We start from the raw sequence: 20926 nt of genomic DNA on the forward strand, positions 1-20926 counted from the left end.
ACTGTACTTCCCACTCGACCGCCGGCCCGCTTGCGCGTCGCGGTCACCGCAAGGAGAATTTCGTTTCTATGCCGGAGCAAAAGCGCCCCGAAATCACGTTTGGCACGGACGGCTGGCGCGGCATTATCGCCGAGGACTTCACCGGCGCCAGTGTCCGTCTCGTCGCTCAGGCAGTCGTGAACTTCCTGAAGCGCGGCGACACCCCGGGCGCGCCCACAATCTATATCGGCTACGATAACCGCTCCCAGTCTGAGTATTTCGCAGCGGAAGCCGCCAAAGTCGCGGCCGCGTCGGGCCTTCAGACGATCCTGTCCAGCGCCGCCTGCTCCTCCCCCGCCGTTTCCTACAGCTGTTACGCCGGCGAAGCGCGCGGCGCGATCATGATCACGGCCTCGCACAATCCGCCCCAATTCAACGGTCTGAAGATCAAAATGGGCTACGGCGGATCGGCTCTGCCGGGCATGGTCACACAGATCGAAGAAGAACTGACCGCTCTGCTGAACGCCGGGACTTACTCGGTGGATGTCCCCGCCAGCGCAATCGACTTAGTGCATCAGACCGACCTGCGCCCTGCGTACTTCGATGGACTGCGCAAAGTCGTGGACCTCGGCGTCATCGGCGCCGCCGGATACAAAATCGTCGTTGACGCCATGCACGGCAGCGGCGCCGGCTATCTGCCGAGCATCCTGGAGAATACCGGCGCGCAGATCACGGAAATTCGAGGCGATCGTAACCCGGTCTTCGGCGGGATCAATCCCGAGCCGATCCCCCAGAACCTCGGCGCCCTCCGCGACGCCGTGCTGGCCACAAAGGCCGATGTCGGCGTCGCCATCGACGGCGATGCGGACCGCGTCGGCGCCATGGATTCTCAGGGAAATTTCGTGGACAGCCACCGGATCTTCGCCATCGCCCTGCGCCACCTTTACGAGAATAAGGGCCTGCGCGGCAGCGTCGTCAAGACCGTCTCCACCACCCGGCTCATCGATAAGCTGTGCGCCAAATACGGACTGGAGCTGCGTGTTGTCCCCATCGGCTTCAAAAACATCTGCGAATGGATGCTGAAGGAGCAGGTGCTGATCGGCGGCGAAGAGTCGGGCGGCATCGGCGTCCTGGGCTACATCCCCGAGCGCGACGGTCCCCTGATGTCCCTGATCCTGCTCGAATCGATGGCGATGCGCAAGCAGCGCCTCGAAGAACAGATCGATGAATTGATGGCGGAGTTTGGCCCGCACGAATACAATCGCGTAGACCTGCATCCTAATCCCGCCAAGATGCCTGCGATTATCCAAACGCTCAAGGACGACAACCCTACGAACATCGCCGGCTGGGAAGTGGAAGCCATCGACCGCACCGACGGCACCAAGTTCGACTTCGCCGACGGCTCCTGGCTCCTGCTGCGCGCTTCCGGCACCGAACCCGTCGTCCGCGTCTATTCCGAATCCTCTTCGCAGGAAAACGTCGCCAAATTAATCGCCGGCGGCGTCCAAATCGTCGAGAACGCCTGACGCCATGGATACGCCTCGCCCCACCCCGCTCCGGCCCGACGACTGGCCGGAGCATCTCCCTTCAGCTTTCTATACCAGCCTCGAAGAGTTCAACACCCGTCAGTACTACAAATGCCACGAGACATTGGAACTGCTCTGGCTCGCGGACAAAGGCTCCGTGCGTCAGCTCTACCAGGGCGTGCTGCAAATCGCCGTCGGCTGCTTCCATCTCGTCGAGCGCCAAAATTGGCGCGGCGCCGTGAACAAGATCGACGCCGGGGCGCGGCGATTAGAGATGACGGGCGTTCAGAATATACCAGCGGGCGAGATCGGAATATATGGCGTCGATTGGCGAATGCTGCTTACCGATTCTGACCGGCTGCAAGCCCACTTGCGAGATTTAGGTGAGACCCAAGTCCACCACGCCGACCTCTCACTGCTGCCTCAAACGCGATATATTCCCACAAAATAATTGGCCAATTTTTTTCTTCAAAACGCGGGAACGAACATCTCTCAGCCGACGTTACATGAACAGTTAGATAACTGTATAAGTATAAAACCAACTAAAACAGACTAAATAAGGAGATCACAATGAGCAACTTAACGGGCAAAGTAGCAGTAGTCACAGGCGCATCCAAGGGTATCGGCGCGGGGATTGCGAAGAGCCTGGCGGCGGCCGGCGCATCGGTCGTGGTGAATTACAGCTCCAGCAAAGAGGGCGCGGACAAAGTCGTCGCGGAGATCGTCGCCAGTGGCGGCCAAGCGATTGCCGTTCAGGGCAGCGTCGCGAACCAGGAAGATGTTACGCGTATTTTCTCAGAGGCGAAGACAGCTTATGGATCACTGGACATCCTGGTGAACAACGCCGGCGTCTATCAATTCGCTCCGCTGGAAGCCATCACCGAGGATCACTTCCATTGGCATTTCAACACGAACGTGCTCGGCCTGATCCTCGCGACCCAGGAAGCCGCCAAGCATTTTGGCCCCGCCGGCGGGAGCATCATTAACATCGGCTCCGTTGTCAGCCGAATCACGCCGCCCAACTCCACCGTCTACACGGCGACCAAGGGCGCCGTGGACGCCATCACCGGCGTACTTTCGAAAGAACTCGCGCCCCGCTCGATCCGTGTGAACTCCATCAACCCCGGCGGCGTGGAGACCGAAGGCACGCACAGCGCCGGCATCATCGGCAGCGACTTCGAGAAGCAGATGGTCGCCCAAACCCCGCTCGGCCGGATCGGCCAGCCCGAAGACATCGCCAACATCGCCGTCTTCCTCGCCTCCGACGCCTCGGGATGGCTCACCGGCGAAACCCTCCTGGCTGGCGGCGGCATGAAGTAATTTCCGAATATTCCCTCCGCCTGATACAGACGGAGGGAATAACTTTTACTACACACGCCATCAGACCAATATATTTTTGATGGTCGCTCAAATAGAAACCGGATCAACCACAACAATTCCGGTTCCTATGGCAATTCTCTGAATATGGCTGACATTGTATGTTAGCATATGCGTACATTGATGCGCTTGTGCGACAGCGACAAGACGCGCATCGTGTACTTGCTTCCCTTCAATCGCTCCCCGAGTAACAATGTCACGCCAAAGAAGATAGATATCGTCGACTTCTGGAAGACGAGCAAAAAGCGATTCAATCTTCGAAAGATTTTGATCTGCTTCAGCAGCAGTCATGCCAAATCCATTGATGCTCAAAGGACGTGTGGCGACATTTCTGAGTTCGATCAAATTTTGTGCGGTAATACAAAGCTCAGCCTGTTGACGCCGAAGTCTACTTAATGCCGTTAAAGTCAAGACATGCTGCGAATCTGTTGGATCTAGCCTCAAAATGATATTGGTATCGAGCAGATATCGCCCCGCATCACTCATAGATAAACTCACGAGTTAGCTTTTCTGCCAGTAGATGATTACCTCCCCAATTGAAGCTTACGAGCTGGCGCTCCCATTCATCTTCAGGCTGTAGTTGTGTTGTCGCCGTCGTGAAATGCTCGGCGATAATTTGTAACGCATAGGCTGCCGTATCTTGCCCGTGCATCTCTGCTTCCCGCTGAAGACGTTCGCCAAGTTCGGGCGTTACATTCAATTGGATCGTCATTTCAACCTCCGAACAAATACTAGATATTTTGCTAGTGTTCTATCCTATGGGTATAATACCCCAATGTCCCGTAACCATTCTAAGTCCGCCGCCCTGTACGCCGAGGCGGTGCAGTATATTCCTGGCGGCGTCAACTCTCCCGTGCGTGCATTCAAAAGTGTCGGCGGCGATCCGCTCTTTATGGAGCGCGGCGTCGGCAGTCATATCTATGATGTGGACGGAAACGGCTATATCGACTACGTGATGTCGTGGGGGCCGTTGATTTTCGGGCACGCCGCGCCGAGGATTTTGGAGGCGATTGCGGACGCCGCGTCGCGCGGAACGTCGTTTGGGGCGAGCACGGCGGCGGAGGTGGCGCTGGCGAAACGAATCGTCGCCGCTGTTCCGAGTATTGAGAAGGTGCGACTGGTCAGTTCGGGAACGGAAGCGGTGATGAGCGCGGTGCGGGTGGCGCGTGGGTTTACGAAGCGCGATCTGATTATTAAGTTCGAGGGAAATTACCACGGGCACTCGGATGGATTTCTGGCGAAGTCGGGGTCGGGGCTGGCGACATTTGGGCTGCCGGACTCGGCGGGTGTGCCGGCGAATTTGACCCGCGATACGATCACTCTTCCTTATAACGACATTGGCGCGTTCCGGGAAGCATTTGCGGCGCACAAGGGCGAAGTGGCGTGCGTGATGCTGGAACCCGTTGCGGGCAATATGGGGGTTGTGTCCCCGGTCGCCGGATTTCTAGAGACGCTGCGTGAGTTGACAGCGGCGGACGGCGCGCTGCTGCTGTTCGATGAAGTCATCTCAGGATTTCGGCTTTCGGTTGGCGGCGCGCAGCAGATGCTGGGCGTCACGCCCGACCTGACGACGCTGGGCAAGATCATCGGCGGAGGCTTGCCACTGGCGGCGTACGGCGGACGGGCGGACATTATGGACGTCGTCTCGCCGGTCGGGCCGGTCTATCAGGCGGGAACGCTTTCGGGCAACCCGCTGGCGGTCGCGGCGGGACTGGAGCAGCTGACGATTCTGGAAGAAGGCGGCCCGGAGATGTACGATGATCTCACACGAAAGATCGGACGACTCGCCACGGCGACGCAGGCCGCCGCCGACCGCGTGGGCGTTCCCGTTCAGATCAATCGTATTGGCTCGATGATGACGACGTTCTTCACCGACACTCCCGTCACGGACTACGCAACAGCGAAAACGGCGGACGCCGCGCGCTACGCCAAGCTGTTCCGGTCGCTCCTGGAGCAAGGCGTCTACTTCGCACCTTCGCAGTTCGAAGCGGCGTTCGCGAGCACGGCGCATACGGAAGAGGACCTCGACGCGACGATCACGGCGGTAGATAAGGCGTTCGATGGGCTGGTTTGATATCCCTCGCGTCGATGAGCCCGAGGAGATCGACGATCCTACGCAGCCATTTGATGAGATCGCGGTCTCAATGGGAGACGTCGCCCGCTCTAATCGATGGTTCGGCGGGACACACGCCGTTGTGAGCCATGTCGCGCGTCTGCTGCGCGGCGCGCCGCGCGGAACGGAGATCCGCGTGCTGGATATCGCGACGGGAAGCGGCGACATCCCCCAGGCGCTGATCGCCTGGGGAAAGCGGCGCGGACTGCGGATCACCGCCGTCGGCGTGGACAACATGCCCGCCATGCTTCGCCTCGCTCAGGAAGCGGCTCCCGAAGTCGGCCTGGTCCAGGCCGACGCCCTTCACCTCCCCTTTCCTCCCCGCTCCTTTGACATCGCCATCTGCGCCCTGGCGTTCCATCATCTCGGCTTCGATGCCTCGGCGCAGCTCTTAACCGCAATGGACGCGCTGACAACGCGCGGCTTCATCGTAACGGACCTGCGGCGAGATAAGCTCTCGATGATCGGCGTAGACGCCGCCCTGGCGCTCATGCGCTCCCATCCCTTCACCCGCCATGACGGCCCCGCAAGCGTCCGACGCGCGTTTACACCGCGCGAATACGCCAAGATGATCGCCCTCAGCGGCGTGCAAAACGTCCATATTTCCTCTCATCTTTACTACCGAATGGCGCTCGTGCAAAACAAGAGTGGGGCGCCTCGGAGATGGGTATAACCATTAAGATCAAATAGAAGCGTTTCTAGCGGAGCGCGGTTACCGAGTCGTGCTAGCTCGATCACCTGCGACTCCCGCGCGCCAAACCCTGCGGCGATTACCTCATACACAACCTGCCGCGCTGCGAATGCGGGGCCTGCGCTGCGAACTTTTTGATGAGGACCATTCCACCGTTATGCATACTGAAAACACCGTGTACATTCAAGGCCCCAAAGCGCGCATCTTCGAGCTTGCTTGCAGCACCCAAAATTGGCCCACGATTCTGCCGCATTATCGACGTGTCGATGTTTTGGAGCAGTCTGAAGACGGCCTGCGTAAAGTGGTGGAAATGGCTGCCGTGCGTGATGGATTTTTGCGCCCTGGGGTCAAATTCCCTGTCCAGTGGCGCAGCGTACAGATCTGCGAACCGAGGCAGGGACGGATCCTATTCAAGCATATTGGCGGAATAGCGACCGGCATGTGGGTCGTCTGGACGCTGGAGGATGACCCCTGGGGACGCGGCGTTCGCGTCACCATTGGCCACGACCTGACCTATCCTTTTGACTTTCTGAACGGCTGGTTCGCCCGCGATGTGGTCGGCGAAGGTTTCGTCCACGCCATCGCGGGTCGCACGCTCCAAACGATCAAGCAGCTCGTCGAAAACGAAACACGCCTCATGAGGGCGCAGTAGACTGGAATCTTCTTTGACACACACATCGCAGCGCCGCGTCGTCGTCACGGGCATCGGCGCGATTACACCCATTGGGATCGGAGTCGAGGGTCTGCGCGCGGGCTTGCGCGCGGGACGCTCCGCTGTCACGCCCATCACGCGCTTCGACGCCTCCCCGTTCGTGACGCGCATCGCCGCCCAAGTCCCCTCCTTCGATCTGGCCCCTTATTTAGACGGCAAAAAGCTAAAGCGCTTGGACAAGTTTTCCCAGTACGCCGTCGCATGCGCCAAAATGGCGCTCACCGACGCCCATCTGGACCTGGACGCCACAGACCGCGAGCGCGTGGGCGTTTGCCTCGGCACAGCCCTTGGCGGCGTCGGTTTTGCCGAAGAGCAATATCCTAACTTTTTGTCACAAGGCGTGCGCGGCGTCAACCCAATGCTGGCGCTCAGCGTTTTTAATGGGGCAGGCTCCTGCAACGTGGCGATCGAGATCGGCGTGACCGGCCCCGCCACCGCGAACGGCGACTCCTGCGCTTCCTCGCCGATCGCCATCGGACGCGCCGTCGATCTGATCCGGGACGGCAGCGCGGACATCATGCTCGCAGGCGGATCGGAAGCGCCGCTATCCCCTCTCTGCTTCGGCGCCTTCGCGATCATCCGCGCCATGAGCCAGCGCAACGACGACCCCGAGCACGCCTGCCGTCCGTTCGATACCGACCGCGACGGCTTTGTCATGGCCGAAGGGGCCGCGATGCTCGTCCTGGAAGAGTTTGAAAGCGCCAAAGCGCGGGGCGCCAAGATCTACGGGGAGATACTCGCCCACGCCTTCACCAACGACGGGTTTCACATGACCCAGCCGCGCCCCGACGGCAAACAGGCCGCGCGCTGCCTTACCCTGGCGCTGGATCGCGCCGGCCTCAACCCCGATCAGATCGACTACATCAACGCCCACGGCTCCAGCACCCCGCTCAACGACAGCACGGAAACCAGCGCTATCAAGCAAGCCTTCGGCGCGCATGCGGACAAGATCCCGATGAGCAGCACCAAAAGCTTCCATGGCCACGCCCTTGGCGCAACAGGCGCCTGGGAAGCCGCCATCAGCCTGCTGACTCTTCAAGACAATTGGGCTCCCCCAACTCTCAACCTCACCCACCCCGACCCAAACTGCGATTTGGACTACATCCCTGAGATGGGGGGACGCCAAATCAACGCCAATCATATCCTCTCGAATTCGTTCGGCTTTGGCGGAATTAACGCGTGTTTGGTATTTGGACGCATTTAATGGAATAATATTTTAGCCACGACCAACTCGTGGGGATATCCGCACAATACGCCGCTGTTGACCGAAGATGAGAGGAAACCCTGTCATGAATACTATGGTACACGCCGGATTTCCGATGGTCCTAAAAATGGCTCCTCAATTTCTTTGACATTTCGTCAGACCTGTGATATTGTGTATACACTCGAATTCCATCGGGCAAGCGACATATCCCACGAACTGGTTTCGTGAATTGTACACGGGTGGTTTTTAAAATTTACAACATCAATTTGATTTTGATATTTTTTTGATGGACTATTCGTATACTCAAACATCGGTGACAGTCAGGAGAGCGACAATGAAAACGCTTGCACTGTATTTCACCGCTTTAGTCGGCGTAATTATTCTATTCGTTACAAAGGACCTAATTAAATGTCGAACCAAAACAAGTTTCGTGGCTTCACTTTGATTGAATTGCTCGTTGTTATCGCCATTATTGCGATCCTCGCAGCTATTTTGTTCCCCGTCTTCGCCAAGGCTCGCGAAAAAGCTCGCCAGACCAGCTGTCTGTCCAATGAAAAGCAGCTTGGCCTCGGCCTCCTACAATATGCCCAGGACAATGAAGAAACATTCCCAGGCGGCGTAAACAATCTGGGGCGCGGATGGGCGGGAGCAATCTATCCCTACGTTAAGAGCGCTGGCGTCTACAAGTGCCCAGATGATTCGACCGCGCCCCAGGCGAATATGGTGCAGACTCCCCTTGCCGAAGTCGACTCGCCGACGTCTTACGGCCTGAACGGCAATCTGACCGGCCGTAATACATGGGTTGGCCCGAAAAGCGCCTCGATAGCGAGTTGGAATGCCCCCGCGAACACGGTGGCGCTGTTTGAGATTAATGGTATGACCGCTCCTCTGGGCGTCGCGGGTGTTGTCGATGTCCGCTCCGTTGTTGCCTGCGGCCCGGACGGCGGCGGCGACGGCGGCTGGGACGGCGGCGGTCTCGCCCTCGCTCAGAATGGCATTGGCACCAGGAATGTCGTCGCGGGAACATTCCCACAGGGTGTCCACTACGCGACGGGCATTCTCGGAAACCCGCCGCGCACTAGCGGCGCCGCCACCTACGAAGGTTCACCGACCGTTTCCGCCATCAAGCCCGGTCGTCACACCGACGCCACGAACTTCCTGATGGCTGACGGTCACGCGAAGTGGATCCGCAGCACCGCAGTCTCCGCTGGCCCGAACGCCAGCACATCGATCGACGCCCAGAGCGGCAGCCAGGCCGCCGGCACCAGCGCCGCTGGATTTGCCGCGACCTTCAGCGCGATCTAAAGTACGAAGCTTGCTTTGCACCAAACCAGCGGCCGGTATATGCAGTTTGCACATACCGGCCGCTGGTTTGGTTTACAAAAAGATCACGAGTTTATATAAACAAAACGTTTTTGATAATCTTTTGAGATTAGCTCGGTATACTCCTCGCTGTCAGTGGCGTTCAATGTAGTCGTCCCTCCCAAAGACGCTTAAGCAATATTCTCCCGTCATCGCTGTAGATGTCGTAATTCCATCATGTACGTAAGGAAATCGATATGTCACAGCAACTTAAATCCCGCGGCTTTACTCTGATCGAACTGCTCGTGGTTATCGCCATCATCGCGATTCTCGCCGCTATCCTCTTCCCTGTCTTCGCGAAGGCCCGTGAGAAGGCTCGCCAGACCAGCTGCACCAGCAATATGAGACAAGTGGGCCTCGGCATCCTGCAGTACGTACAGGATAATGACGAGGCGTTCCCAGGCGGCGTAAACGCTTTGGGACGCGGATGGGCGGGAGAAATCTACCCGTACGTGAAGAGCACCGGCGTCTACAAGTGCCCAGATGATTCGACCGCGCCCCAGGCGAACATGGTGCAGACTACCCTTCCCGAAGTCGACTCGCCAATATCTTACGGCCTGAACGGCAACCTGACCAGCCGCAATCGATGGATTGGTCCACAAGTCACCACGCTGGCGGGTCTTAACGCGCCCGCGAACACGGTGTCGCTGTTTGAGATTAACGGTATCACAGCTCCTCTGGGCGTCGCGAATGTTGTCGATGTCCGCTCCGTTGTTGCCTGCGGCCCAGACGGCGGCGGTGATGGCGGCTGGGACGGCGGCGGCGCCGCTCTGAACCAGAACGGCGTTGGCACTCAGAAGAACGGCGTGTCGCAATACTTCCCGCAGGGCGCCCACTATGCGACCGGCATTCTCGGTAACCCGGCGCGCACCGGCGGCGCCAACACCTACGACGGCTCGCCGACCGTCTCCGCCATCAAGACCGGTCGTCACACCGACGCCACTAACTTCATGATGGCTGACGGTCACGTGAAGTGGATCCGTGGTACGGCGATCTCGACCGGACCCAACGCTTCCACATCGACCGACGCGCAGAACGGCAGCCAGGCCGCCGGCACCAGTGTCACCGGATTTGCCGCGACCTTCAGCGCGATCTAAAATCACTCGAATCGAATGAAATCGAGCCGCACTTCCCGTTAAAGAAGTGCGGCTCTTTTTGCCTTTAAACGCGAGCATAGATTACAAATCATCAATGCTCTTGTGCGTCACTACATTTCCCGCATGGTCCAGTTCTACGAACGGGTTACAGGCGATTTCCCACAAATTCTCCTCGACATCGGCGACATACGCGTTGTACCCGCCGAAGAACGTCGCCTCCGGCCGCTTCACAATCTTGACGCCCCGCGTTTCCAGAGAAGCGACCAAATTGTCCACCTCCGATTCCGACGCCACGTTGTAAGCCAGCGTAAATGGTTTAGCGCCGTGCGTCAAATCCGTCAAGTTTGCATCCTTCGCCAAATCCTCCTTGCCGAAGAACCCCAGCAGAAATCCATTCATCAGGAAGAACACGATATCTTTGTTCGCGGCGACCGGCGTCCATTCGAACTTCTCTTCGTAGAACGCCCGGATAGCGGCAAGATCGTTGACGCCAATGGTGAGAAGGGATAGTCTTTGTTTCATGGGTTACAACTCCTGAATACAAATGATGTTCTCACGCCATCGTCTCCAGCATCTCCGCCGTCACCGCATAGCGCAAAGGTTCACCGCGCCGCCATCGATCGAATTCTTCGATGGCGTAATCGGCCATTCGCAGGATTTCGTCGCCATGCGAGCCGGCGAGGTGCGGAGAGAGGAAGACGTTCGGCTGGGTTCGAAGCGGAGAATCGAAAAGCGGCGGCTCCGGGTCGGTGACGTCAAGGAGAGCGACGAGATCCGGACGAACGGCGAGCACGGAGGTCATCTCGTCCTCGCGAACCGTCCCTCCACGTCCCGTATTGATGAACACGGCGTTCGGACGCATGGACGCAAAGTGCGCGCCAGTCAGCATGCCAATGGTAGCGGGCAGCTGGGGCAAATGGTTAGAGACGACGATGGCGCGCGCGAATGCTTCTTCGAGCGTCGCTTTTTCGACGCCCAGTAGGACCGCGTCACTGTCGAGAAGATAAGGATCGTAGACGATGACATGGAGGCGATAGGCTTTCAAAAGCTCGATCACCTTGCGGCCGATCATGCCGGCGCCGAGCAGGGCAACCGTCTGATCGAAGTTTCCATAGGGGGTGGTCCGAGGATCTTCCGAAGAGACAGCGTACCGGCGAATGCACTGGAAGTAGCCTTTGTTCGCGAGCACAATCTGGGCGACGGTGAACTCGGCCACAGGCACGCCATTCGCCGCCCAGGCGCTGACGAGGGTAATCCCACGCTCCAGCAGCGGACGCGCGATCCGCTGCACGCTGCCGGCGGCGTAAAACACCGCCCGCAGGCGTGGCAATCGGTCCAGATGCTCGGCTTGAAGCACCGGCATCCCCCACCCTCCGAAGATCGCTTCCACATCTTGCAGTTCCGGAAGGTGGTCCGCCAGATTCTCGGTTGTGAGACGATGAGGATAAATGCTCGCCCGCTCGGCGATAGCGTCCCGGCGGCCCTGTCCATACACAAGGTCAAGTCTCGCTTCGTCGCTCGCGAACGCGACAGTCATCGGCTTCATCGTCATTACTCTTGCGACATCAGCGTTTCGAGCCGCCCCATCATATACGCCCAGCCATCCGTGTTATCGCCAAGGGTCTTTTCGGCAGTCAGTGCGGGAAGCGAAGCGAACCCGCTTTCCTTCACCTTGACTAACGTACCGCCGGGAACTTCCGTAAGCCGGAACTCAACCAGCGTATGCGGCTCAGCCAGCACATCCCCTAGAAATCCATCCGGAGCCTCAGAGCCGCATGGAACCCAATTGTAGGCAACGTAATCGTGTGGATCGATCGTGCGAACGTACAACTGGATTTCCTTCTCACCAAAGGTGAAAACCGGTCGCTCCCCCACCTCAATTTTACCCTGCACCGTGTCCGGGAACCAGGCGACGATCTGGTTAGGATCGACGATCGCATTAAAGACGCGCTCTTTCGACGCGCGCACCGTGATTTCTCTCTCGATTGTGTCTTGCACCGTGGTGATCATTAGCAGCCTCCGGGTTGCATTATATCAGACACTGACAAAATACGCAACCATTTGGTAGCTTTTCGTCACCGAAAGATTTCTGTGAGAGATCCTAGCAGGACATTATCCCCACCATCAAATCCAACGACTACAACGCGATCCGCCAGGGCCGATGAAGTGAGTTTCGCATCTATCGTTTTCAAAATCGCCGGAATTACAAGACAGGCATAGCCTAGGCAAAGAACATATTCGGCCAGCAGTATGGCATCTTCCTCCTGCTAAACAGTACGGTAAACGGTGTGCAGGATTTGCGATTTCGCAACATACTGGCTGGGGCGATAGGTATCCTGCCGAAAGCACGCCCAATCCAGGCTTTCTGGAGAATAGTCGCGAGGTGAGCCGGAAATGTAAAGCGCGCAGGAAGCCTCGTCGTCGATCACCGGATTGAACATGCCACACCAAAATGTCTTGACGGCAGGCGGAACGGGTTCATTGGTGAACACTGAGACGAGCCATTGCCGCAGACGCGCTTCATCCTCCACATAATTGAGAATACGGATTGAATTCCAGAGGTTGCTGGGATAGACGGTGTCGCAATAGTCGATCAGCGCCGCCATGCCGGTGTTGACGTTGGCCGCGTCAGCCACAATTTTGACCATTGAATCATAAGCCGCCGCGATATCGATGTCCATAGCGATCCTCAGCAATCAAACCAAACAACCATCCGCACGTTTTCCGAGCCGTAATCGCGAGTGAGGCTTTCCATGAGCTGAAAAAGCAAGCGCCATTCGCGAGATCCGTCAAGCGCTTCCCTCCGAGAAATGTTCTCAACACGATAAACAAACCCACTCTCCGTCCAGGCCGCGCCTTCCGTGACGTTGTCGCCATCATTGGCGGACGCTTTACCTCGGAAAACAAGATCGCCATTCGTCAGTTCATAGCGGTGCGGCCTGATGTCGAGAACTTCTTCGCTCCAATCGATCTTCTGGATCTCCGACCACATAATCCAACTTTCGCCGAAGATTTCTTCCCATTCCAGATAATTGGAGCTGGCCGCTTCGGAAATATCGTCGGGAAGTCCTCGCGATGCAGCAATGGGAATGAACGGCGCGAACGGTCGAACCCCGAAAAGACAGCTAAACATGTCGTAATTGCTCGGCGCAAAGGCGTCCAAGCGAATTGCTCCATGCCAGCTCGCCGCATATGGCCGTATCTCGATCCAGCCATTAATATCTACGCTCATGCTATATCTTTCGGTAGGCTTTAGTGACTCAGGATCGTGTAAAACCCGAACAAGACAAACCCGGCGTCGATGATCAGGGCGCGGCGTTTTTTGCCTTCGAAGCGGCGGCGGGCTTTGAGGTCGCCGGGGGGGAGGCGTTTTTCGAGGAGATTGAAGTAGGCGAGGCTGATCGCCCGGAATATGCATCCGAGGGCGACCAGCACTCCACCGAAGATTTTGATGGGGTTCAAAGGTTTATGACTATTTGAAGTTCGTGAACTGGAGCGGGGCTTCGATCTCTTCGGAGCCTTTGAGCAGGGCGATGACGGCCTGAAGGTCGTCGCGGCTTTTGGAGGTGACGCGGACCTGTTCGTCCTGGATCTGCGCGTTGACCTTGATGCCCTTGTCTTTGATCAGCTTGACGATCTTCTTCGCGGCTTCCATCGGGAGGCCATTCTTGATCGTGACGACCTGGCGCACGGTGCCCTTGGTCGCTTCTTCGAGCTTGCCATACTCCAGGAACTTGATATCGATCCCGCGCTTGATGAATTTGGACTGGATGACGTCGATCAGCGCCGTCAGGCGGGCCTCGTTGTCGGCGCTCAAGGTGAGCTTGTCTTTCTCATGCTTGATCTCGGCCATCGAATTGCGGAAGTCGAAGCGGGTCTCGATCTCGCGCTCAGCCTGATCGATCGCGTTCTTGACTTCCTGCGGATCGGTCTTCGAAACAATGTCGAAACTGGAATCTGTGGCTGCCATAATGTGCAGTTCTCCTTCAGTCAATAATTTCTCGCCGGTCTGCATCCACGCACCCGGCGGCTATTCCCTTTATCATACCCGTTCCAGGACGCTGCCCCGCGCAACTCGTTTGCCGACCGCCTGTATTTCTGCTATAATAGTGGGTAGGAGAACATATGTATGGCGGTCAAACCGTCCGAAGAACCACGGACCCCGAAAAAGCCCCGAGCGCCGCGAGCCGCCCCCGCGCCTCAGAAAGCCAAAAAGACCAAGCCGGCTCGCAACAACGAGCGGTTTGCCCACGATATGTGGGGAATCGGCTTTATGACGCTGGGCGCGATTCTGCTCGTCAGCCTGATCTTTGAGGGCAAGGCGGGCGCGATTGGCGACGCCCTGGCGAATGGGATGCGCTGGCTGGTGGGCGTCGGCTCCTGGGTCATGCCATTCTTCATCGCCAGCATCGGCGTCATGCTGGTCCGGGGACGCGAGCAGCATACGCGCGCGAACTACATCGGCGGCGGCGCCACGCTGTATCTGATCTTCATCACCTGGTGGCACATGGGCCATACCAATGTGCTCAACCAATCGATGAATCCGGACCGCGCCGGCGGCGAAGTCGGTTACCTGTTCTGCTCGCTGCTGCGCATGCTCTTTGGCGCCAACGATGTTTCCAGCCATATTCTCATGTCCGCCCTCGCCATCGGCGCCGTCGTCTGGACGACCGATATGCGGCTGCTGCATCTATTCGAACGCACGGTGGAAGGCGGCAAGAAGCTGACGCCTCCCGTGACCAATACGGCCAAGGCCATGCAGCGCGGCGCCGCCGCCGCCCGTGAGCGCGCCGCCATCGCACGCGAAGAGCGCCAGATAGCGCAGGAAGAAGAGCGCGCCGAGCGCGACGCCGAACGGGCAAGACAGGAAGAGCGCAAGCGTGAGGAACGCGCGCGACGCATGATCGAGACGATGGACGCCCCGGTTGTCAAGAAGGCGAAGGCGGAACCGATCGCCGAAAGCCCCACGTTTGCCGCCGAAGCGCCTGAGCCGGTCGCTCCCATAGCTCCAATCATTCCAATCATCCCCATCCCGGCGGCGCCACCCACCCAGATCACTCTGCCGGCGTTTCTGGATGGTATCGATGATGACGCGCCGACGATCCCGCAGATCCCCATCAAGATGCTAGCTCCCAAGCCCGCGCCGGCTGCTCCGCTCGTCATTCCCGTCGGCCTCGCCGACGACGGAACCAAGCGAGAATACACCCTGCCGCCACTGGAGATTTTGAACGAGCCGCCACCCAAGCCCGTCCGGTCCGCGCAGGCGATCCAAGAAAAGCAAGCCGTTTTGATGCAGACGCTCAACGACTTCAAGATCGGCGCGAACGTCGCTCAGGTCGCGATGGGGCCCACGGTCACGCGCTATGAAGTGCAGTTGGAACCGGGCATCTTAGTGAAGAAGATCGTCAGCCTGGCCGATAACCTGGCGATGTCGCTGGCCGCCATCGATGTGCGTGTCGAGGCCCCCATTCCCGGCAAGAGCGCCATCGGCATCGAAGTGCCAAACGATGTGATCGAGATGGTCACGCTGCGTGAGTGTCTTGCGACGAATGAGTTCATGAATGCGCCGAGCAAGCTGACCTTCGCGCTCGGCAAAGATATCGCTGGCAACTTCAAGTATGCGGATCTCACGCGCATGCCGCATCTTCTCATTGGCGGCAGCACCAACAGCGGCAAGAGCGTCTGTCTGAATGTCATCATCTCCAGCATCGTCTACCGGGCGACGCCGCGCGAAGTGCGCTTCGTCATGATCGACCCGAAGCGCGTGGAGCTGTCGCTGTACGACGGCATTCCCCACCTGCTGGCGCCGGTCATCAAGGATGTCAAGCTCGCCGCCGGCATCCTGCGCAGTGTCCTTCAGGAGATGGAGGAGCGCTACGACCGCTTCGCCCAGCTCGGTACGCGCAACATCGAAGGCTTCAACAACCGCGTTCCCCCGGAAGAACGCCTGCCCTTCATCGTCGTCATCATCGATGAGCTCGCCGACCTGATGATGCAGCAAGGTCCCGAGGTGGAAACTTCCATCTGTCGCCTCGCCCAGCTTGCCCGCGCCACGGGAATCCACCTGGTGATCGCAACCCAGCGTCCGTCTGTCGACGTCATCACAGGAACGATCAAATCCAACGTTGGATCGCGGATCGCCTTCTCCGTCGCAACGGTGATTGACAGCCGGACCATCCTAGACCAGGGCGGCGCTGATCGATTGATCGGACGCGGCGATATGCTCTATCTCCCCATCGACGCTCCCAAGCCCGTCCGCGTGCAGGGCTGTTACGTCGGCGAGCGTGAGACCGAAGAGCTCGTGAAGTACCTGCGCGGCCAGGAAGAGGCCGTCTACACGATGATCCCGTCCGAAACGAGCGCTAGCGGAACCCGCGACGAGTTCGACGACGACGGCTCCAGCGACCAGCTCTTCGAACCCGCCGTCCGCTGGCTCGTGGCGCAGGGTTCCTGCTCCACCTCCAGCCTCCAGCGTAAGTTCAAAGTCGGCTACACCCGCGCCGCCCGTCTGGTCGAAACGATGGAAGCGCTCAATATCGTCGGCCCACAGGATGGCGTCAAGCCACGCGAAATTTTGCTGCGGCCCGAAAATCTTGAAGCATGGTTCTCCGGAAAGGGTCAAGGAGATTTAGGACAGGGATAAGATTGGCTCTCATTTCCGTTGTATAATATGGAATAACCAAGTGCGAATGCTTGGTCGTTGAAATTATTGCTGATTATTTGCCTGCCGCCGCGAAAGGATTTGTGACGCCAATGATGGATCAGGAAGAAAACTATTACTTCCTTGAAGGCAACCGCCTTCGCGTGGAAGGCCGCATTCCCCAGGCAATTGGGTCTTATCTCGAAGCGATCCGGCGGCGTCCTAATCACACGGCCGCGCACTTCAACATCGCCGTCGCCTACACCCTCAGCGGCCAGCATCAGCCCGCGCTACTGCATTACCGCGAAGCGCTACGGTTCGATCCTGAGAACGCGACGATCCATCTGGCCGTCGGCAATCTGCTCACCGAGCTCAAGCAATGGGATGAAGCTATCCGGGAATACCGGCTGGCGCTTGACCTCGATCCCACGCTCGCGGCCGCACATGTCAGTCTTGGCAATATCCTGATGGACCGCGGCGCAGCCGATAGCGCCATCGATTCCTATCGCGAAGCAATCGCGCTGGATCCCGACCACGCCGACGCCTACTTCTCCCTCGGCAACGCCCTGCACAGCAAGGGCTGGCTTGACGCCGCCATCGCCTACTGGCAGGATACGCTGCGCCTCAATCCCGAGCACGGCCGCGCTCATTATAACCTCGGCAGCGTCTTCTACTCCATGCAGAAGTATGACGAGGCGACACGGCATTACCGTGAAGCGCTGCGCATCAGCCCGGAGTTCGCCGACGCCCACCATTATCTCGGCGATCTGCTCAGCGACCAGGGCGATATCGACCTCGCCATCGCGGAGTACCGCAAGGCTCTGAAGCTGAACTCCAAGCATGTGGACGCCCGCAACAATCTAGGGCTCGCCCTGCGCGTCAAAGGCCAGCTGGACGCCGCCATCGCACAGTGGGAAGAAGCGATCCGCCTCGAACCGGGATACGCGGAAGCACATCATAATCTCGGTGCGGCGCTGTTCGTCACCGGCAATTTCCATATGGGCCTTTATGAACTGCGCGAGGCGATCCGGCTTCAGCCGACTCACGCCTGGGCGCATTACAATCTGGGCGTCGCGCTCAACCAGATGGGAAACATCGACGGCGCTATCGCCAACTGGCAGGAAGCCGCCCATCTGAACCCGAATCTCGTCGGCGCGCACTTCAATCTGGGAAATGCGTTCTACAAGCGCGGCAGCACGGACCAGGCCGTTTCGAAATGGCGCGAAACCCTGCGCTTCGATCCGGAGCATCCCTGGGCAAATTTTAACATCGGCGGCGCGTCGCGCACCCTGCCCTCTGTCGACTACTCGCACGCTCAGGCGGAAAGCACGCTCAAGCAGCATCCGGTGGTCGCAAGCCGCATGTTCAGCGCCACGGGGGCGTCTCCCCGCTCCTAGCTCCTCAGCAAACCGGCGGCGACGCATTTGCGCCGCCGCCTTTCCATGTCACTGTCAATCATTATCTTAACTCTGGAGTGTTCCTTGAAGTCCCTTAAGCTCGTCTGCTACGCATCGTTAATATTTGCCATTGTCCCGGCTGCGCACGCCAAGCCAGTCCAAAAACGTCCCGCGTCGAAAGCGCGCCCCGCCGCTGCTCCCAGCATCGCACGAACGCTGCAAGGTTTCTATAACCGCAGTAACGCCGCCGCCAATCGTCTTGATCTTGACGGCGCCATGCGATACTATTCTCAGGATTTTAAAGTCATTGATCCTCAGAAAAATGAATATGATCTTGGCGAAATTCGTTACCGATTGAGCGCGCTTTTTGACTCCGCAAAGTCGATCAAAGGCGTCACCACCGTCGCAAGCGCCACTCAGCGCGGCAACACAGCAACGGCGCTCATTCGAGAAGTCGTGCAGGGCGTGATTATCGATCCGAATACGGGCAGGAGAAGCACATTTACGGAGCGCCAGGTCTCACGCGACACCTGGACGCATACCGACGACGGCTGGATGTGCACGGCATCGCAGCAGATTTCCGATACAGCAACGCTCAACGGACGGGCCGTTACCGCGCCGAAATCGGACCAGGATAGCGCTTCCGGGGACGTAAACGCAACTCCCGCCTTCGGCGCGATTCTTGGCAATCAATAGAGTCACGTATAGGGCAGCTGGCGAATAAGATAGCCGGCGGCTGAAGTCGCGCCTACAAGAGCGCAAAAGTCCACCTTCGCGGACTACAATATCCTAGACGGCGCCGCCTAAAACCACGTTTTTATTCAGCGGTATCGACAAGGACAAAGTAGTCCACGCAGGTGGACTTTCGCGTTTTTGCAGGCGCGACTTCAGTCGCCAGCATCGGCCATGTTGTGCGTCAAGAATTTTGCGAAACGCACAACACTAACTCGATTTTAAATCTTCCATTCCCCATTCTCATGGATCACCACGCCGTCGGCGTAAATCGCTCCCCCACCCGCCTCGGGACGCATATCGCAGACCATGTCCCAATGAACCGCCGAGGAGTTGACGCCGCCGGTCTCGGGGTAGGCGTTGCCGAGCGCCAGATGGAACGTACCGCCGATCTTCTCATCATACAGCGTGTTGCGTGTATAACGCTTCACGCCGTAGTTATTGCCGATCGCGACTTCTCCCAGCGCTCGCGCCCCGGCGTCCGTCTCCAGCATCTCTTCCAAGAACTCTAGACCACTGGAGGCTTCCGCGTTCACCACGCGGCCACTCTCGAACGTCAATTGGATGTCATGCACTTCGTGGCCCAGGTGCGCTGTCGGAAACGTATAACGCACACGGCCATTGACAGAGTTCTCTACTGGACCTGAGAACACTTCGCCACTCGGGAAGTTTCGATGTCCGTCGGAGTTGACCCAGCGGCGGCCTGCGACGGACATCGTGATATCCGTATCGACGGCGACAAAGCGCAAATGCTTGACGCCGTTCAGGTAATCGACATAATGCTGCTGCTTTTGTGAGAACTCACGCCATGCGGCGGCGGGATCGTCTTTGTCCAGAAACATCGCGGACATCACGAACTCTTCATACGCGCGCAGAGACATGCCTGCGTTCTGAGCCGCCGCCGGCGTGGGATAGAGCGTGAGAACCCAGTCTGCTTTCTTCACCCCGCGCTCGGACAGCGACTTGCGGATCACGCTGTTGGCCTTCTGCGCCTTCGCCTGCTTCGCCGGATCGACTCCGGACAGCCCTGCTGTGTTAGTCGGCGCCATGATCGTGCAGAGCGCGTCCACGGTTTCGAACTCGAACTTACGGATGGGCGAAACGAATTCCAATTGCGCGTCGCTGGCCGTGGTTAAGAAGACTTCATCCAAACCATCGAGCAGCACTTGAATGTGGGGATGCGCGCCTTGGCGCAGCGCCGCTGCGTAGACTTCGCGCCCCAGGGGAATACCCGCCTCCTCCACACGGATCAGAAGCTGCTGTTCAGGCGTAAGGCTCAAACTATACTGGATCATCGTATCGGCCCATTTGATCAAGCGCGGATCCGTCATGGTTTCTTCGGCCTCTCATAAATGCAAATAATATTTGTGAGCCTACGGGAAGGCGTCGCCAGAAACTGGCCTTTGTAGTACATCCCTAAGGAAGCGCCCGCATCCAGGTTCATCGCGCCGACACATCCCAGCGACAGCATAATCTGCGCTTCACGACGGAATGTGACCGGGGTCTGGATGTGAGCCAAAATGAGATGCATGTCGGAAGTGTACCCAATCGCCATACGAGATGTCGAACCCATCACATGTGGGTCGGAAAAGCGCTCTAACTCCGGATTGACATCGATCTTACCATCCAGCACCAGCGCAGGGCCGCAGGCGATCACCGTGCGGTATCCCGTCCAATCTGCGGCATGTCCCCAGTCCACGCGGCGCATCTCCGGCGCCCCATCCGTCTTAATCGCCAGCGCCGTTCCCATGCGGCCGCTATGGATCAATTTCCCTTCCGCAACAAGATCGCCAATTGGGTATTTCGTGATTTTATCAAAATATGCGCCGTTGATCGCCGCAATGGGACGATTGCGCTTAACCATGGAGGAGAACAGCTCATCGCCGCCATGAAAGCCTGTGCATACCTCGGGACGCATGGAGACGCCAGGGCTTGTCAGGTTGACTGCGATATAAGTCACGGAGGCGCCGTCAATACGCGTATGGATTAGGGCGGTATCGGCGGCGCGCACGCATGAGTTCGCGAGAGTGATGAGAGTAAGAACAGCAAAGATCGGAAGATATCTTCTGAACATAACGGCTCCCAAAAAGAAAAAG

At 58.3% G+C, this 20926-nt stretch carries 23 protein-coding genes; 12 read left to right on the forward strand and 11 right to left on the reverse strand.

Annotated features, from left to right (window positions below):
* The first annotated feature begins 68 nt into the window (after positions 1-68).
* The 3 genes from ABIZ35_RS14020 (at position 69) to ABIZ35_RS14030 (ending at position 2825) form a co-directional block, all read left to right on the forward strand.
* On the forward strand, positions 69-1505 hold the full coding sequence (locus ABIZ35_RS14020; protein ID WP_348220535.1) for a phosphoglucomutase/phosphomannomutase family protein: 1437 nt from the start codon (positions 69-71) through the stop codon (positions 1503-1505).
* Between the two features lie 4 nt (positions 1506-1509).
* Positions 1510-1956, forward strand: coding sequence for a DUF309 domain-containing protein (locus ABIZ35_RS14025; protein WP_348220536.1), 447 nt, complete (start codon positions 1510-1512; stop codon positions 1954-1956).
* Between the two features lie 119 nt (positions 1957-2075).
* Positions 2076-2825: a glucose 1-dehydrogenase gene (locus ABIZ35_RS14030; protein WP_348220537.1), complete on the forward strand. Its 750-nt coding sequence runs from the start codon at positions 2076-2078 to the stop codon at positions 2823-2825.
* Positions 2826-2912: 87 nt separating this feature from the next.
* Here the strand turns inward: ABIZ35_RS14030 and ABIZ35_RS14035 are convergent, their stop codons facing one another.
* Complete coding sequence (locus ABIZ35_RS14035; RefSeq protein WP_348220538.1) at positions 2913-3380, reverse strand: PIN domain-containing protein; 468 nt, start codon at positions 3378-3380, stop codon at positions 2913-2915.
* Positions 3361-3594: a hypothetical protein gene (locus tag ABIZ35_RS14040; RefSeq protein WP_348220539.1), complete on the reverse strand. Its 234-nt coding sequence runs from the start codon at positions 3592-3594 to the stop codon at positions 3361-3363. The genes ABIZ35_RS14035 and ABIZ35_RS14040 overlap by 20 nt, the downstream gene beginning before the upstream one ends.
* A gap of 63 nt (positions 3595-3657) precedes the next feature.
* Here ABIZ35_RS14040 and hemL point away from each other — a divergent pair, with 63 nt between their 5' ends.
* From hemL to ABIZ35_RS14070, 6 genes are all read left to right on the forward strand, one after another.
* Positions 3658-4956, forward strand: a complete 1299-nt coding sequence (hemL, locus tag ABIZ35_RS14045) for a glutamate-1-semialdehyde 2,1-aminomutase (RefSeq protein ID WP_348220540.1) — start codon at positions 3658-3660, stop codon at positions 4954-4956.
* A complete protein-coding gene (locus ABIZ35_RS14050; RefSeq protein WP_348220541.1) occupies positions 4943-5668 on the forward strand; it encodes a methyltransferase domain-containing protein in 726 nt (241 codons plus the stop codon). The genes hemL and ABIZ35_RS14050 overlap by 14 nt, the downstream gene beginning before the upstream one ends.
* 175 nt (positions 5669-5843) lie before the next feature.
* On the forward strand, positions 5844-6338 hold the full coding sequence (locus ABIZ35_RS14055) for an SRPBCC family protein (RefSeq protein ID WP_348220542.1): 495 nt from the start codon (positions 5844-5846) through the stop codon (positions 6336-6338).
* A gap of 13 nt (positions 6339-6351) precedes the next feature.
* Positions 6352-7602, forward strand: a complete 1251-nt coding sequence (gene fabF, locus ABIZ35_RS14060; protein WP_348220543.1) for a beta-ketoacyl-ACP synthase II — start codon at positions 6352-6354, stop codon at positions 7600-7602.
* Between the two features lie 408 nt (positions 7603-8010).
* Positions 8011-8907, forward strand: coding sequence for a DUF1559 domain-containing protein (locus tag ABIZ35_RS14065; RefSeq protein ID WP_348220544.1), 897 nt, complete (start codon positions 8011-8013; stop codon positions 8905-8907).
* Between the two features lie 254 nt (positions 8908-9161).
* Complete coding sequence (locus ABIZ35_RS14070; RefSeq protein ID WP_348220545.1) at positions 9162-10061, forward strand: DUF1559 domain-containing protein; 900 nt, start codon at positions 9162-9164, stop codon at positions 10059-10061.
* 81 nt (positions 10062-10142) lie between these two features.
* Here ABIZ35_RS14070 and ABIZ35_RS14075 read toward each other — a convergent pair whose 3' ends face one another.
* The 7 genes from ABIZ35_RS14075 to ABIZ35_RS14105 all read right to left on the reverse strand — a co-directional run bounded on the left by ABIZ35_RS14075 (position 10143) and on the right by ABIZ35_RS14105 (position 14031).
* Entirely contained in the window at positions 10143-10583 is a 441-nt protein-coding gene (locus tag ABIZ35_RS14075) for a VOC family protein (protein ID WP_348220546.1), read from the reverse strand.
* A gap of 31 nt (positions 10584-10614) precedes the next feature.
* Positions 10615-11607, reverse strand: a complete 993-nt coding sequence (locus tag ABIZ35_RS14080; protein WP_348220547.1) for a hydroxyacid dehydrogenase — start codon at positions 11605-11607, stop codon at positions 10615-10617.
* Positions 11608-11612: 5 nt separating this feature from the next.
* Complete coding sequence (locus tag ABIZ35_RS14085; protein ID WP_348220548.1) at positions 11613-12071, reverse strand: SRPBCC domain-containing protein; 459 nt, start codon at positions 12069-12071, stop codon at positions 11613-11615.
* Between the two features lie 257 nt (positions 12072-12328).
* The gene (locus ABIZ35_RS14090; protein WP_348220549.1) at positions 12329-12742 is read right to left on the reverse strand and encodes a hypothetical protein; all 414 of its coding nucleotides are present in this window, start codon (positions 12740-12742) and stop codon (positions 12329-12331) included.
* 8 nt (positions 12743-12750) lie between these two features.
* Complete coding sequence (locus tag ABIZ35_RS14095; RefSeq protein ID WP_348220550.1) at positions 12751-13293, reverse strand: hypothetical protein; 543 nt, start codon at positions 13291-13293, stop codon at positions 12751-12753.
* A 20-nt stretch (positions 13294-13313) separates the two neighbouring features.
* Positions 13314-13523, reverse strand: coding sequence for a hypothetical protein (locus ABIZ35_RS14100; RefSeq protein ID WP_348220551.1), 210 nt, complete (start codon positions 13521-13523; stop codon positions 13314-13316).
* A gap of 10 nt (positions 13524-13533) precedes the next feature.
* Positions 13534-14031, reverse strand: a complete 498-nt coding sequence (locus tag ABIZ35_RS14105) for a YajQ family cyclic di-GMP-binding protein (protein ID WP_348220552.1) — start codon at positions 14029-14031, stop codon at positions 13534-13536.
* Between the two features lie 159 nt (positions 14032-14190).
* Here ABIZ35_RS14105 and ABIZ35_RS14110 point away from each other — a divergent pair, with 159 nt between their 5' ends.
* From ABIZ35_RS14110 to ABIZ35_RS14120, 3 genes are all read left to right on the forward strand, one after another.
* Positions 14191-16704: a DNA translocase FtsK 4TM domain-containing protein gene (locus ABIZ35_RS14110; RefSeq protein ID WP_348220553.1), complete on the forward strand. Its 2514-nt coding sequence runs from the start codon at positions 14191-14193 to the stop codon at positions 16702-16704.
* 110 nt (positions 16705-16814) lie between these two features.
* Complete coding sequence (locus ABIZ35_RS14115) at positions 16815-18098, forward strand: tetratricopeptide repeat protein (protein ID WP_348220554.1); 1284 nt, start codon at positions 16815-16817, stop codon at positions 18096-18098.
* Positions 18099-18182: 84 nt separating this feature from the next.
* A complete protein-coding gene (locus ABIZ35_RS14120) occupies positions 18183-18794 on the forward strand; it encodes a hypothetical protein (protein WP_348220555.1) in 612 nt (203 codons plus the stop codon).
* Between the two features lie 257 nt (positions 18795-19051).
* On the opposite strand, the gene ABIZ35_RS14125 is transcribed toward ABIZ35_RS14120, so the two are convergent.
* Together ABIZ35_RS14125 and ABIZ35_RS14130 are read right to left on the reverse strand one after the other, a co-directional pair.
* Positions 19052-20161, reverse strand: a complete 1110-nt coding sequence (locus tag ABIZ35_RS14125) for an aminopeptidase (protein WP_348220556.1) — start codon at positions 20159-20161, stop codon at positions 19052-19054.
* Positions 20158-20904 (reverse strand): phosphodiester glycosidase family protein, encoded by a 747-nt coding sequence (locus ABIZ35_RS14130; protein ID WP_348220557.1) that lies wholly within the window; start codon positions 20902-20904, stop codon positions 20158-20160. Before ABIZ35_RS14130 ends, ABIZ35_RS14125 begins: the two co-directional genes overlap by 4 nt.
* Positions 20905-20926 lie beyond the last annotated feature (22 nt).

This window comes from Capsulimonas sp. (assembly GCF_039929585.1).
In the GTDB taxonomy this organism is placed as follows: Bacteria; Armatimonadota; Armatimonadia; order Armatimonadales; family Capsulimonadaceae; genus Capsulimonas.

Excerpts from the sequence above, each read along its gene's own strand:
- ABIZ35_RS14020 (WP_348220535.1), top strand. The coding sequence starts at position 69 with ATGCCGGAGCAAAAGCGCCCCGAAATCACGTTTGGCACGGACGGCTGG.
- ABIZ35_RS14025 (WP_348220536.1), top strand. The coding sequence starts at position 1,510 with ATGGATACGCCTCGCCCCACCCCGCTCCGGCCCGACGACTGGCCGGAG.
- ABIZ35_RS14030 (WP_348220537.1), top strand. The coding sequence starts at position 2,076 with ATGAGCAACTTAACGGGCAAAGTAGCAGTAGTCACAGGCGCATCCAAG.
- ABIZ35_RS14040 (WP_348220539.1), bottom strand. The coding sequence starts at position 3,594 with ATGACGATCCAATTGAATGTAACGCCCGAACTTGGCGAACGTCTTCAG.
- hemL (WP_348220540.1), top strand. The coding sequence starts at position 3,658 with ATGTCCCGTAACCATTCTAAGTCCGCCGCCCTGTACGCCGAGGCGGTG.
- ABIZ35_RS14050 (WP_348220541.1), top strand. The coding sequence starts at position 4,943 with ATGGGCTGGTTTGATATCCCTCGCGTCGATGAGCCCGAGGAGATCGAC.
- ABIZ35_RS14055 (WP_348220542.1), top strand. The coding sequence starts at position 5,844 with ATGCATACTGAAAACACCGTGTACATTCAAGGCCCCAAAGCGCGCATC.
- ABIZ35_RS14065 (WP_348220544.1), top strand. The coding sequence starts at position 8,011 with ATGTCGAACCAAAACAAGTTTCGTGGCTTCACTTTGATTGAATTGCTC.
- ABIZ35_RS14070 (WP_348220545.1), top strand. The coding sequence starts at position 9,162 with ATGTCACAGCAACTTAAATCCCGCGGCTTTACTCTGATCGAACTGCTC.
- ABIZ35_RS14075 (WP_348220546.1), bottom strand. The coding sequence starts at position 10,583 with ATGAAACAAAGACTATCCCTTCTCACCATTGGCGTCAACGATCTTGCC.
- ABIZ35_RS14080 (WP_348220547.1), bottom strand. The coding sequence starts at position 11,607 with ATGAAGCCGATGACTGTCGCGTTCGCGAGCGACGAAGCGAGACTTGAC.
- ABIZ35_RS14085 (WP_348220548.1), bottom strand. The coding sequence starts at position 12,071 with ATGATCACCACGGTGCAAGACACAATCGAGAGAGAAATCACGGTGCGC.
- ABIZ35_RS14090 (WP_348220549.1), bottom strand. The coding sequence starts at position 12,742 with ATGGACATCGATATCGCGGCGGCTTATGATTCAATGGTCAAAATTGTG.
- ABIZ35_RS14095 (WP_348220550.1), bottom strand. The coding sequence starts at position 13,293 with ATGAGCGTAGATATTAATGGCTGGATCGAGATACGGCCATATGCGGCG.
- ABIZ35_RS14105 (WP_348220552.1), bottom strand. The coding sequence starts at position 14,031 with ATGGCAGCCACAGATTCCAGTTTCGACATTGTTTCGAAGACCGATCCG.
- ABIZ35_RS14110 (WP_348220553.1), top strand. The coding sequence starts at position 14,191 with ATGGCGGTCAAACCGTCCGAAGAACCACGGACCCCGAAAAAGCCCCGA.
- ABIZ35_RS14115 (WP_348220554.1), top strand. The coding sequence starts at position 16,815 with ATGATGGATCAGGAAGAAAACTATTACTTCCTTGAAGGCAACCGCCTT.
- ABIZ35_RS14125 (WP_348220556.1), bottom strand. The coding sequence starts at position 20,161 with ATGACGGATCCGCGCTTGATCAAATGGGCCGATACGATGATCCAGTAT.
- ABIZ35_RS14130 (WP_348220557.1), bottom strand. The coding sequence starts at position 20,904 with ATGTTCAGAAGATATCTTCCGATCTTTGCTGTTCTTACTCTCATCACT.